This is a genomic window from Haloferula sp. BvORR071 (assembly GCF_000739615.1).
GTDB lineage: Bacteria > Verrucomicrobiota > Verrucomicrobiia > Verrucomicrobiales > Akkermansiaceae > Haloferula.
Genome location: NZ_BATP01000002.1, coordinates 43,393 through 56,116, shown reverse-complemented (window position 1 = coordinate 56,116; position 12,724 = coordinate 43,393). Strand labels below are relative to the sequence as shown.

Genomic DNA, 12,724 nt, shown 5'->3' with positions numbered 1-12,724 from the left:
CGGAGAGTTCCCTAGATTAGCCGAGCAGCTCCTGATTCACAAAGCTTTCCTGTGCAAAAAGCACCTGCATGACATCACCATCCGCAGAAAGGCTGGGAACCCGTGGGATCTATCGACTCCACTCCATCGCCACCGGCACCGTTTCAAGCGCATCAGGTGCGAGAGTTTCGCGTGGCTTCGCGGGCTCCTCACGAGTCGGCGGTGGCGAGAGAACCTCAGCCGCGGTCGGGGCCGAGCCTTCCTGCAACCAGAGGCTCAGCGCGAACATGCATAGGCCGAGAACGGCAAGCGCGGCAGGAAGGAAGCGCAACATGAGAGTAGAGGAAAACCAGTAGAAGCTTGGGAAATTTCAGCGCGTGCCGGCGGCTAGCTTCTTGCCAGCAGTCCACACGTGGACACCGGCCGAGCGACGCTCCGCCTCCCGGAAAAAACCGCTCAGGCCCGGTCTCATCTCCAAATCCGCTAGCGCGGCATCAAGTCGCGGCCAGCGCCAGCGGAAACCGGCCTCGCGGAGGCGGCGGGGATCGGCCCAGCGGCTCTTGAGGACCAGCTCGGTTTCCGTCTTCAGCAAGCGGGCACCGATCTCCAACATCCAGCGCGCGGCTGGCAAGCCGAAGGGGGGCTCCCTGCTGCTCGCGGAAGGCCCGCATCAGCTCGCGGTTGGAGGGAAACTCTGGAGCTGTGAGATTGAAGACGCCATCCAACAAGGGATCCGCGGCAATGAAGTCGATGGCGGCCAGCAGGTCATCCATGTGGATCCAGCTCACCCGTTGTTTCCCATTCCCCATGGTGCCGCCGAGCCCACGGCGGGTCAGATGGCGGAGGACTTCGAAGACGGTGCCATATTCATTCGCGAGGACCATGCCCGCACGCAGAGCCACCTTCCGGGTCAGGCCGGGCACTTTGGCGGCGAAGAAGGCCTCCTCCCAGGCCCGGGCGACCTGCATCGAGAAGCCATCGCCGGGCTCCCCTTCCCACTCATCCTGTGCCCTATCTTCGGCATGCCGATAGATGGTGGCCGTACTGGCGTTCATCCACAGCTTCGGCGGGATCCGGCAGGCAGCAATCGCTTGGCCTATCACGCTTGTCGAAGCGACCCGCGACTCGATGATCTCACGCCGGTTCCGCTCGTCGTAGCGACAGTTCACACTGCGTCCTGCTAGGTTGATGACCCGCTCGGCACCTTCGAGAGCCAAGGCCCATGGACCTTCGGTCCGGCCATCCCATTCGAGAAACATCCCGTCGCCACTCCAGCCCTCGCGATGCCGTGCCACGCAGACGACCTCGCGTCCTTGGCGTTGGTAGTGGCGTGCCAAATAGCGGCCCATAAAGCCGTTGGCGGCGAAGATCACGATTTGCGGATTCATCTTGTCCTACCTTTCCTCTGAGCGTGGTTAATTTACGCTATTTTCAGGATCTTTTGAAAATTGGTTCGCGCCAAAAAGACGCTTCAGCCCAACAGCTTGGCGGCGAGCTGGATGGCAAAGCCATGCTTCATGGAGCCCACCCGGTCCGCGACTTTTGAAGCAAATCCCACAAACTCTTCGAGCTGGCGGATTTGAGCGTGAAAGGCCTTGCCGTCAGCCGTGGTTAGGTCGCGGGTGCTTTCCGCACAGTGATTCAGAACCCCAAGTGTAGGCTCAATCTCGCGCTTCTTGCGCTCGCGGGTGACGATCGTGAAAATCTGCCAAACGTCCTTCTCCGCGTCGAAAAACTCGCGGCGCTCGCCCTTCTTCACAACGATCCGGACAAGACCCCAAGCAACGAGCTCCTTCAAATTGGTGTGGGCATTTCCGCGGCTGATTTCGAGCTCTTCCATCACCTCGTCGGTCGAGACCGGCTCAGGAGCGGTCATGAGAAGTGCATGAATTTGCGCCATCGTGCGGTTGATCCCCCACTGCGAGCCCATCGCGCCCCACTGCGCCACGAACTCCTCTCGTGCCGCTTTCAACCGTTCGCGCTCGCCGCTCATCTTGTTTTCACTATTTACTGAAAGTTCGAGAACAGCAAGCGGAAACTTTGCGATCCTGAGATTGCGCTCACCCAGTGACGAATTGGGAACATTTGTTCAGATGCTTACTAACGGTCGGCACCTATTCTGCTTCCCGCCCGCCCAATTCCCTTCTCAAGGCTCAAAAGACGACCCATGAAAAGCACGCATCCCCTGTCGCTGTTTCCGCTATCCGCGGTCTCGCTATGCCTTTGTTCCAGCGCTTTCGGTCAGGCTGTGACCATGTCCGGAGCTGGGAGTTACGCTCAGGATTTCGACACCCTGACCACTAGCACCACCAATGCCGCGTGGGCAGACAACACGACTCTGCCCAACTGGTATGCAGCCCGAAAGGCAGGAACCGGAAACTTCAATATCGCAGCTAACGCCGGAGGCAGCAATTCCGGGCAACTCTATTCCTATGGTGTCGGCACTGACACAGAGCGAGCTCTAGGCTCGGTCGGATCGGGTACTCCGCAGATCATGACCTACGGTGTTCTTCTCCACAACACCTCTGGGTCCTCCCTTACGATCAACTCACTCGCCTACACCGGTGAGCAGTGGCGCAACGGGGCTGCGGCTAACTCTAACAAGCTCACGGTTTCGTACAAGAAAGATAGCGCCCCAATCGCGGTGGAGCCCTCGGATCTCCTCCCCGCAGGTTGGACGGCAATTGCTACAGCCGATTTCACTGGGCCGATCACCGGCGGCACGGCGGGAGCCTTGGTTGGCAATGATGCTGCAAACAAGGTAGCTATCTCCAGCAATCCGGCCATTACCGTAGCAAATGGCGAGTATGTGATGCTGCGCTGGGCAGACCCCGATGATGCGGGCGCGGACCAAGGCTTGGCCGTCGATAACTTGGCCATTTCCTGGGTGGTCGAAAGCCAACCTGCCATTGTTCTGACTGCGACGCCAGCCGGCTTCGCTGAGAATGCCGGGGCCACGGCAGCCGTTGGTACCGTGACCATCCCCGCTGCCTTGGGTGCCCCCCTGATAGTAACACTTGCTTCCAGCGACACCACGGAGGCCACTGTCCCACCGACTGTGACCATTCCGGCTGGAAGCACTTCCGCCCCCTTCCCTATTGCTGCGGTGGATGACTTCCTGGTCGAGGCCAATCCGATTCCGGTTACGCTGACAGCCACCGTCGGCGGCTATACTACAGGCCAATTCCAAGTGAACGTAGCCGACGACGGCATCGATACCCCGATCGGCATTGGGGTCGAGCCGGATACCTTTAGTGAGGGCGCGGGAGCGAATGCCGCCACTGGCACAATCGAACTGGCGCAAAACACGCCGGTGGATTTGGTGGTCACCCTGACCTCCTTCGACACCTCTGAGGCGACGGTTCCCGCGACAGTCACCGTTCTTGCCAATACCGATTCGATCACCTTTCCGATCAATGCGGTCAATGACACCGATCAGGACGGCGACCGTCCTGTGACGATCCGCGCCACGGCGCTTGGCTACACCCAAGGGACGACAAGCATCACGGTGAAAGACGACGGCGACATCCCGTCCCCTCCGACGCTCAGTCCCGGAGCCATTGCCTTCGTCGGCTTCAATGCTGATGGCAACGACAACCTTGCCTTCGTCGCTCTGACTACGATCGCACAAGGCGATGTGATTTACTTCACCGACAATGAGTGGAACGGAAGCGACATCGGCTCTGGCGGGGCTTTCAATACCGGCGAAGGCTTCATCACCTGGACGGCTCCAACCGGTGGCGTAGCTGCTGGTGCGATCGTTGCCTTGGATGGACTGAGCACGGCCACACCCACCGCCAACGCGGGCAGCATCACCAGGTCAAACAGCTTCGATCTCGGTGGCAGTGGTGAAACCGTCTATGCATATCAGGGCTCGCTCAGTGTCGCGACTGGTTTCTTGGCTGCCCTTACGACCACGGACACGGACTCGATTGCAGGCACGGGCCTCAGCGCCTCTCATTTGGTGACCTTGGGCAAGGATATCGATGTGGCGGCCTATACTGGTGCTCGCAATACACAAGCGAGCTTCGCGGACTACCTGACCCTCATCGGCAATGCGGCTGCCAACTGGGCGGACGAAGACGGAACCAACGATCAAAGCGCCAATGGCACTGCTCCTGACGTGCCCTTCGATACCACCGCCTTTACCCTCGGCAGCGGCGGTAGCAACTACGGCACTTGGGCCTCCACCAACGGTGTCGGTGGCCCCACCCAAGACTTCGACAATGATGGCTTGGAAAATCTGCTGGAATACGCCATGGGCCTCGATCCCAAGGCAGACAGCCAGCCTGCGGGAAGTCTCGTAAATGGTCTGGTGAGCTATCCGAAGGGGGCTGAAGCCGTGGCCAATGGCGACGTGAGCTACAAGATCCAGACCTCCAGCACGCTGGCTAACGGCTCTTGGCTTGACGCCAACCCCACCACGAACAACCCCTCGATCATCACCTACAAGCTTCCCGACCCGAGCCCGACGGTGCAGAAGGTCTTCGCGCGCCTAGTGGTGACCCAGAACCCCTGATTGATCTAACCGATTTGAATCCCCAAGGGGCGGACCTGCGAGGGTCTGCCCCATTTTTTGCGTAGATTACCGGCCATTGTGCCCCTTGGCAGCCCATTGATCGAGGCTAGGTTCCCTCGCGGCGGAGCTGCCGTGAATGATGCGCGCGTTGTTTCGAATCCTTGCTTCTCTAACCGTCCTCGCCGCCGCGTCGCAAGCCGCGGACCCATTGAAGGTATTGGCCATCGGGGACAGCATGACGGAGGAGTATGCCTATGAGCTGACCTTCTCCGCGCCAGACTCCAACAGCACCAACGCCAACGTGCGGAGCTGGCCCGAGCTTTTGCGAATCTTCCGGCCGAACGAGGTGAGCCTGGGCCCCTTCGAAGCAACCGGCGGTTCCTATGTCGACCTCCGCAATGCCGGTCATGAGTGGAACTTCGGCATCCCCGGGATGACGACCTTGAACTGGTTTCGCCTGCTGGCCGACTCACCGAACGGAGAGCCCCTCGGCTTCGGCTACGCGATCACCAAGGACGCACTGGAAGACCAAATCTTCGTGACTCCGGCGGTAGTGATCATGCTGGGCGCCAACGACCTGAAGCAGCAGTACAACGACATTTTCAACGACACGGAGGCCGCCAATTTCTTCAACCAGATCCGCAATCGCCTGAACTCGATCCACGACTGGGTGCGAGCGAACCGCGGGGCACATCCGCCGGCCGTGATCGTGTGCACGGTGCCGGATGTCGGTGCCACGCCGCAGATCTCCAACATCTACAATGTTCCGGAAAAGCGGGCGAGCACGCGGGCGAAGATCGCCGCCTTCAACCAATCGATCATCGATTGGGCCGCGGCGGAACCAGTTCCGCCCACCGTCGCGCGGCTCGACCTGCTGACCGACCGGGTCTTCGATCAGGCACCTTTCCAGATCAACGGCACGGTGTTTACCCTTGCCGGCAGCCAGGAGAATCCGCCGACGCAAGTCTTCTGCAAGGACGGCTTCCACCCCTCCACCGTGGCACAAGCTTATATCGCGAATGAGATCATCGGGGCCCTGAACACCGCGCTGGGCACCTCGATCACCAAGTTCAGCGACCGGGAAATCCTGCGGAATCTGTTAGGCCTGAATCCCGACCAACCTTATCTCAGTTGGATCTCGGCCGCAGGCATTCCCGGCTCGGGAATGGAGGCGGATCCGGATGGTGATGGCTTGCCAAACCTTGTGGAGTATCTGTTAGGGACCTCGCCGAAGAATTACAGCCAGCCCTTCAGCGGTGCCTTTGCTCCCGGGACAAGCTTGAGTTGGATGCCGGATGCCGTCGGCCTACGCTTCGGAAATTTGACGGCAGAGGAGTCGATTGACTTGAAAACCTGGACACCGGTGCCGGCCGCCCGGATCACGACTGCCCAGGATGGGCGAGTATCGGTGAGCCCCGCGGCGGGGGTGAAGAATAGCTATGTACGGCTCAGGGCGACCGTGAAGCCGTGAGCCCCAGCAAGCGTGTAGAATTTTAGCAGCGCACTCCACAAGCGGCTGCGCCGTAAAAGGGGGCGCCTCCAGAGGACGCGCGACACACTGCCACTTTCGAGATCACTGAAAAGAAAAACCCCGGCCTCCGATGAGGAGGTCCGGGGCAATGAAATCCATCGGAAGGAGTGGGAGGTCTTACTTGTCGATCTTCACCTTGTAGTCGCCGAGGGCCCACTGGATGCCGGCGAGGTAGTGGCTGAGGACGGTGGGATTCCAATACATCTCGTGGTTGTGACCCAGCGAGCAGTAGAAGACACGGCCCTTGCCCCAGGACCTGACCCAAGACACACCCCAGTCCTTGTCCTCGCGCTTGAGGCCGTTGACCTTCATGTCGGACTTCTCGGGGTCGAGGCGGAGCATCATGTGAACCTTCTTCGAATCGTAGGGGGCCTTGAGCTGATAGATCTCCTCCTTGAAGTCCACGTTCTTGCCTTCGAACATGGCGACCAGCGGGAACTTCTCCTGGCCCGGCTCGACCTTGATCGAGACCTGCGTGCCGGAGCCCCAAGGGTGGCCGTCGAAGTAGCCGCCGATCATATCGCCGTAGTCCGACCACTTGTAGAAGGTGTCGGTCGCGGCATGGATGCCGATGAAGCCCTTGCCACCCTTCACGAAGTCCATGAGGCTCTTCTTGAGGACGTCCTGGTCAGGTGCTCCATCAAAGGGCTCGCCGGTGGTGCTCAAGAACAAGATCGCGTCGAACTGATCAATGGTCTTCGGCTCGAAGTTGGCGAGATCATCGCTGATCACGGTCTCAAAGGCACCGGTCTTCTTGCCGAGCTCGGTCAGAGCCAGCTTGCCTGTGCCGATCGAATCGTGATGGAAGCCGCCGGTCTTCGAGAAGATCAGCACCTTGCGCGGCTTCTCGGGCTTGGCAAAAGCCTTGGCCGGCAGGGCGGCGGCGATCTTCTCCGCACCGCCATCCGGAGGGCCGTCCGCGGCAGGAGAAGTGGCGAAGAACAGAGCTGCGGAAGCCGCAGCGAGAGGGAGATATAGACTGGGTTTCATGACTGGAATATAGGCACCACGAATCCATCAAATCCGACGGATCGGGCTAGATACCACTGGATGCGTTCCGACTTCTCATCACACATCAAGATTCGTCAAATTCGTGGTGCCTGGATGGAGTTTTAGTGTCCGGGCTTGGTCCAAGCCGCATTGTTCTTCGAGGAAGCAACGGTGGCTTCGATAAAGGCCATGCCGGCAAGACCGTCGTCGATATTCGGGAAGTCGTAGCCCTCGGGGCGAGGGAACTTACCGGCAAGCTCATCACGGATCGCTTCGCCAGCGGCGAGGTAGATGTTCGCGAAGGCCTCGATGAAGGCTTCCGGGTGACCGAAGGGCAGGCGCGTGTAAGCCGTGGCCTCCGGACCATTGTAGGAATTCCCGCGGCGCCAGATCTCGCGCGGCTTGTCCGGGAACTTCACGATCAGTTCATTCGGATGCTCCTGGTGCCACTCGATCGAACCTTCCGTGCCGTAGACCCGGATGTTCAGATTGTTCTCATCGCCACTCGATACTTGCGAGGCGTAGATGATGCCCTTCACGCCGTTCTGGTAGCGGACGAGAACGTTGCCATCGTCATCCAGATTACGGCCGGGAATGAAGGTGGTCAGTTCGGCAGCCAGTTCCTCGATCTCCAGACCGGTGATGTAGCGGGCGAGGTTCTCAGCGTGAGAGCCGATGTCGCCCATGCAGTTTGAGACGCCGGAGACATTCGGGTCCATACGCCAGTTGGCGATCTTGCTCGGCGCGGCCTCCTTGAAGGCGCTCGAGGCGTAGCCTTGGGGGTACTCGGCGACCACTTTGAGCAAGCGACCGAGCCTGCCGGATTTAACGATCGCCTTGGCTTCCTTCACCATCGGGTAGCCGGTGTAGTTGTGGGTGAGCGCGAAGACCTTCCCGGACTTTGCCACCACTTCAGCGAAGGCCTTGCCTTCCTCAAGTGAGAGGGCCAAGGGCTTGTCGCAGATCACATTGATCCCCGCCTTCAGGAAGGCCGTGGCCACCGGCACGTGCAGGTTGTTACGGACGACGATCGAGACGAAGTCGATGCGCTTGTCCGCAGGCAAGGCGGCCTCTGCCTTGGCCATCTCCTCGTAGGAAGTGTAAACGCGGGAAGGATCGAGGAAGAAATCCTCGCCGGAGGCCTTGCTCTTCTCTGGATCGGAGGAGAAGCAGCCGGCAACGAGTTCGATCTTGCCGTCGAGGTTGGCAGCCATGCGGTGGACGCCGCCGATGAAGGCGCCACGGCCACCACCGACCATGCCCATGCGGAGTTTGCGGTTCATAGAAAGAGTAGATTAAATTGCTGGTTAGGGCTCGTACACGACAATCCGGTCGCAATGGGTCAAAGCCTGATCAATCAGGCTCTTGAGAATCCACGCTGCTGATTTCGTCGCCGTGAGATTGTCGCAAAAGTAGACGCCGTTCGGCTCGATGCTGGCGTAGCCATCCGGCCAATCCCCTTCCTTCGCGATGCCGGACTCCCTCAGATTGTAGAGAGAGTTCACGGCATCGTAGGAATCGAAATAGGGCTGGCTGCGCAGGAAACCGTCGAATGATGCAACCGCCTGCGGATCACAAACGATTTTATATTCGCGCCCCATGTCAGCCACCCTGTTGGAGATCTCACACCGCCACCGGTGCCTGGGTCGCGGCGGACTTGTAGATCGCGTCGATGATCTTCATCAGCTTCAGCGATTGGTCCGGCGTGTTGAATGCCTCGGCCGTGCCTTCGATGGCATGGATGAAGTTCGCGGCGGAGGCGCTGCGGCCCATGTCCTCGCAAGCTTCAGTGACGATGCTGCGGTTGACCGAGCGGCCACCTTCCTGGACGTAGAGTTCGCAAGTATCGATGGCGGTCTCATCAATGCCATCGCGGCCGAAGAGACGCTCTACCTTGCCACCGGCCTTGCTGCCCTGGAAGACCACGGAGACTTCCTCGCGCTTGATCATCTCCGCCCAGGAAACCTGGAGCGTGAGAACCTGGCCGGTCTTGAAGGTGACGAAGCCGTGGGCCGCAGCCTCGACGTCATTGGTGCCATCGGCACGATCGGGGATGCCCCAAGGGCCCTTGAAGCCCTTGTCGGTGATGTGGTCGTTGAAGGTCTGTGCCAGCACGTGAGCCGGATCCGGGTAGCCCATGAAGTAGAGCGCCAGGTCGATCATGTGCAGGAGGTCGATCACCGGACCACCGCCGGAGAGGGCCTTGGTGGTGAACCATCCGCCGAAGCCCGGGATGCCGGTGCGGCGGATCCACTTCGCCTGTGCCGAGTTGATCTTACCCACGGTGCCATCGGCGATGTATTCCTTCATCGCGATCGACTCCGGCCGGGCGCGGTTGTTGAAGTTGAACATCAGCTTCTTGCCCGCGGCATTGGCTGCAGCGATCATCTCCTCCACCTCCGCGGCATTGAGCGCCGGGGGCTTCTCGCTGAAGACGTGCTTGCCAGCCTTGAGGCACTGGATCGCCAGCGGCATGTGGAACTTGTTCGGCACGATGATCGACACGGCGTCGATATCAGCATTCGCCAGCATCTCATCGACGCTCTCGAAAGACGCGGGGACATCCCATGCGGCCGCAGCCTTGGCCGCAGCGCCCGGGGCTGGGTCGGCGACGGCGGTGACGGTGGCTCCGGCCTGGCGGAAGCCCGCGGCGTGATAGCGCAGCATGCCGCCCGCTCCGATGATACCTACTTTGGTGGACATGATTCTTGTCGGGGAAGGAAGATGGGACCGGAACGGGATGGATGGAAGAGGGGCAGAAAAACAGATGAGCGGGCTGAAGCGAGATCGATTCGCCCCCATTAACGGGGACAAGCCGCGCCAAGCCCTCAACGCCCCAGAGTCCTATCCATTCCGGTCCTGGATTCTTCTTATTGGTTGGATTTGTCGAAGGCGGCGTCGAAGGCGACAGTGTTCCGTGGGAAATCGAGGCTCTTCACGAAACCGCAGCTCTCGGTGGCGCCGTGGAAGCGGTCCATGCGGCCGTCTTCCCACTCGATCGAGAGCGGGCCGGTGTAGCCCTTGTCATTGAGGGCGACGATGACTTCCTCGAAGTTGATATCGCCGCGGCCGACGCTGCGGAAATCCCAGTAGCGGCGCGCATCGCAGAAATCGGTATGGCCGCCGAAAACGCCGACCTCCCCCGTGCCGTGGCCCCACCACACGTCCTTCATGTGGGCGTGGTGAATGCGCTCGCCGAGCAGGTAGATGAACTTCACGTAGTCCACACCTTGGTAGCCGAGGTGGCTGGGGTCGTAGTTGAAGCCGAAACGCTTGTGGCCGCCGACCGCCTCAATCGCGCGCTGCGCGGAGACGATGTCGAAGGCGATCTCGGTCGGGTGGACTTCGAGGGCGAAATAGACGTCTTCCTTGTCGAAGGCATCGAGGATCGGCTTGAAGCGCTTGCCGAAGTCATCGAAACCCTTCTGGAGGTATTCTTGGCTGGTCGGCGGGAAGGCGTAGAGGGCACCCCAGATCGAGGAGCCGGTGAAACCGTTTACCACGGTCTTGCCGGAGCCAGCGGCCTTGCCTGCCATGTAGGACTTGCCTGCGTCGAAGAACTTCCGGGCAGCCTTGGCGGTATCGATCATTTCCTGGGCGGCGCGCTGGCGCACACCTTCCGGATCGCCATCGCCCCAGACATGCTCGGGCAGGATCGATTTGTGGCGCTCGTCGATGGGATCGCAGATCGCTTGGCCGACGAGGTGGGCGGAGATGGCGTAGCAGGCGAGGTCGTGCTTCTTGAGCAGTTCCCAAAGGTTTTCCACGTAGCCGGCCTCATTGAGGGCCTTCTGCACGTCGAAATGGTCGCCCCAGCAGGCGAGTTCGACCCCGTCGAAGCCCATGGCCTTGACCTTCGGGAGCAGTTCCGCGGCGGAGAGATCGGCCCATTGGCCGGTGAAGAGTGTGACAGGTCTGGACATAGTCGTGGGGTGGATGGTGCGTGAAGATTGGCGAAGCCCTTTCACCGGGGGAACGTGAAAATCCCGCTGAGGGAGGAAATTTGCGACATGCTAGGACAAGTCGAGCCCGGGCGAAGATCTTCATGCGCAGGCAGGGCGTTTGACCCGCCAATCGGGATTCCTAATTTCAAATCTTAAATTTCAAATTTGAGATTCAGAAGCTCCGCCCCCTCCCCCTTGACCTGCGGCCCCGACGCGCCGAGTCTGGGCCCTGCCCATGGCCACCCCGCTTGCCTTTAGCCCGATCGAGGAAATCATCGAGGAAATCCGTAACGGTCGCATCGTGATCGTGGCCGACGATCCGAATCGCGAAAACGAAGCGGATCTGATCGCCGCCGCAGCCCTCTGCACCCCGGAAATCATCTCCTTCATGGCCGTGCATGGCCGCGGCTTGGTCTGCGCGCCGATCACCCAGGAGCGGGCCGAGGCGCTCGACCTGCCGCAGATGACGCGGCGCAACCGGGAGATCCAGCGGACCGCCTTCACCATTTCCGTGGACGCGGCGAAGGGCATCAGCACCGGAATTTCCTCCGCGGACCGCTCGCTCTGCGTGAAGCTGCTGGCCGATCCGAACTCCGGGCCGGAGGATTTCGTCCACCCGGGCCACGTTTTCCCGATCCAAGCCCGCGATGGCGGGGTGCTGCGCCGTGCCGGGCATACCGAAGCCTCGGTCGACCTCGCGCGACTGGCCGGACTCGAACCCGCCGGAGTGATCTGCGAGATCATGAACGAGGACGGCACCATGGGCCGGGTCGGCGACCTCGGGGATTTCCAGAATACCCATGGCCTGAAGGCCTGCACCATCGCCCAGCTCATCGAATGGCGGCGCCGCTCGGAGAAGCTGGTAGTCCGGGAGGAAACCATCGGGCTGCCGACCGATCACGGTGAATTCACCTGCCACCTCTACCGGGTGGAGACCGATGGCTCGCACCACCTAGCGCTGGTCCGCGGCGAGATCGATCCCGAGAAGCCGGTGCTGGTCCGCGTGCACTCCGAGTGCCTGACCGGGGATGTCTTCCTGTCCCAGCGCTGCGATTGCGGCGGCCAGCTCGACGCGGCGATGGAGCGGATCTCGAAGGAGGGCGGCGTGCTGCTCTACCTGCGCCAGGAAGGCCGCGGCATCGGCCTGGCGGCGAAGATCCATGCCTACAAGCTGCAGGAGCAGGGGCTCGATACCGTGGAGGCGAATGAGAAACTGGGCTTCGGCTCCGACCTGCGCGACTACGGGATGGGAGCACAGATCCTCTACGATCTCGGCGTCCGCCGGATCCGCCTGCTGACAAACAATCCCAAGAAGGTAGTCGGCCTGGAGGGCTACAATCTGGAGATCGTCGAGCAACTGCCGATCAAGCTGCCCCCCAATCCACACAACGCCCGCTATCTGGAAACGAAGCGCGAGCGGATGGGGCATCGACTCTAAGGCCGCCATGATCCCGAAGGCATTCGTGATGTCGGTGAATGCCGGCTGCGAGGAGGAATACGAGCGGCGGCACCGGCCGATCTGGGAAGAGCTGGCGGAGGTGCTGCGGGCCCATGGCGTGCACAACTACTCGATCTTCCTGCATCCGGAGACGCGGCAGCTTTTCGGCTATGCGGAGATCGAGAGCGAAGAACGCTGGGCGGCGATCGCGGCGACCGAGGTGTGCCAGCGCTGGTGGCAGCACATGAGCGATGTGATGCCGGCAAACGAGGATGCTTCGCCGGTGTCAGTTGGGCTACGCGAGGTATTCCACCTCGATTGAG

Annotated in this window: 13 protein-coding genes; 4 read left to right on the top strand and 9 right to left on the bottom strand. The window is 60.8% G+C overall.

Features of this window, described 5'->3' with window-relative positions; translation table 11 throughout:
* Positions 1-109 precede the first annotated feature (109 nt).
* From BV071_RS00950 to BV071_RS00940, 4 genes are all read right to left on the bottom strand, one after another.
* Positions 110-313, bottom strand: a complete 204-nt coding sequence (locus BV071_RS00950) for a hypothetical protein (RefSeq protein WP_035600914.1) — start codon at positions 311-313, stop codon at positions 110-112.
* 36 nt (positions 314-349) lie between these two features.
* Positions 350-592 (bottom strand): DUF1731 domain-containing protein, encoded by a 243-nt coding sequence (locus BV071_RS36110; RefSeq protein ID WP_075090815.1) that lies wholly within the window; start codon positions 590-592, stop codon positions 350-352.
* Positions 474-1,367, bottom strand: coding sequence for an NAD-dependent epimerase/dehydratase family protein (locus tag BV071_RS00945; protein ID WP_075090814.1), 894 nt, complete (start codon positions 1,365-1,367; stop codon positions 474-476). The genes BV071_RS36110 and BV071_RS00945 overlap by 119 nt, the downstream gene beginning before the upstream one ends.
* 83 nt (positions 1,368-1,450) lie before the next feature.
* Complete coding sequence (locus BV071_RS00940) at positions 1,451-1,972, bottom strand: MarR family transcriptional regulator (protein WP_035600911.1); 522 nt, start codon at positions 1,970-1,972, stop codon at positions 1,451-1,453.
* A 174-nt stretch (positions 1,973-2,146) separates the two neighbouring features.
* Here BV071_RS00940 and BV071_RS00935 point away from each other — a divergent pair, with 174 nt between their 5' ends.
* Entirely contained in the window at positions 2,147-4,498 is a 2,352-nt protein-coding gene (locus BV071_RS00935) for a hypothetical protein (RefSeq protein ID WP_265593909.1), read from the top strand.
* A gap of 148 nt (positions 4,499-4,646) precedes the next feature.
* On the top strand, positions 4,647-5,969 hold the full coding sequence (locus tag BV071_RS00930; RefSeq protein WP_265593908.1) for an SGNH/GDSL hydrolase family protein: 1,323 nt from the start codon (positions 4,647-4,649) through the stop codon (positions 5,967-5,969).
* Between the two features lie 177 nt (positions 5,970-6,146).
* Here BV071_RS00930 and BV071_RS00925 read toward each other — a convergent pair whose 3' ends face one another.
* The 5 genes from BV071_RS00925 to BV071_RS00905 form a co-directional block, all read right to left on the bottom strand.
* Entirely contained in the window at positions 6,147-7,019 is an 873-nt protein-coding gene (locus BV071_RS00925; protein ID WP_052572719.1) for a ThuA domain-containing protein, read from the bottom strand.
* 122 nt (positions 7,020-7,141) lie between these two features.
* The gene (locus BV071_RS00920) at positions 7,142-8,302 is read right to left on the bottom strand and encodes a Gfo/Idh/MocA family oxidoreductase (protein ID WP_035600902.1); all 1,161 of its coding nucleotides are present in this window, start codon (positions 8,300-8,302) and stop codon (positions 7,142-7,144) included.
* Positions 8,303-8,326: 24 nt separating this feature from the next.
* Complete coding sequence (locus BV071_RS00915; RefSeq protein ID WP_035600899.1) at positions 8,327-8,620, bottom strand: hypothetical protein; 294 nt, start codon at positions 8,618-8,620, stop codon at positions 8,327-8,329.
* Positions 8,621-8,642: 22 nt separating this feature from the next.
* A complete protein-coding gene (locus BV071_RS00910; RefSeq protein WP_035600897.1) occupies positions 8,643-9,722 on the bottom strand; it encodes a Gfo/Idh/MocA family oxidoreductase in 1,080 nt (359 codons plus the stop codon).
* 167 nt (positions 9,723-9,889) lie between these two features.
* Positions 9,890-10,942 carry a sugar phosphate isomerase/epimerase family protein gene (locus BV071_RS00905; protein WP_035600894.1) on the bottom strand — a complete coding sequence of 351 codons (1,053 nt, stop codon included), beginning with the start codon at positions 10,940-10,942 and terminating at the stop codon, positions 9,890-9,892.
* Positions 10,943-11,198: 256 nt separating this feature from the next.
* Here BV071_RS00905 and BV071_RS00900 point away from each other — a divergent pair, with 256 nt between their 5' ends.
* Entirely contained in the window at positions 11,199-12,401 is a 1,203-nt protein-coding gene (locus tag BV071_RS00900; protein ID WP_035600892.1) for a bifunctional 3,4-dihydroxy-2-butanone-4-phosphate synthase/GTP cyclohydrolase II, read from the top strand.
* Between the two features lie 7 nt (positions 12,402-12,408).
* Positions 12,409-12,723 carry an L-rhamnose mutarotase gene (gene rhaM / locus BV071_RS00895; protein ID WP_035600889.1) on the top strand — a complete coding sequence of 105 codons (315 nt, stop codon included), beginning with the start codon at positions 12,409-12,411 and terminating at the stop codon, positions 12,721-12,723.
* The last annotated feature ends 1 nt before the right edge of the window (position 12,724 follow it).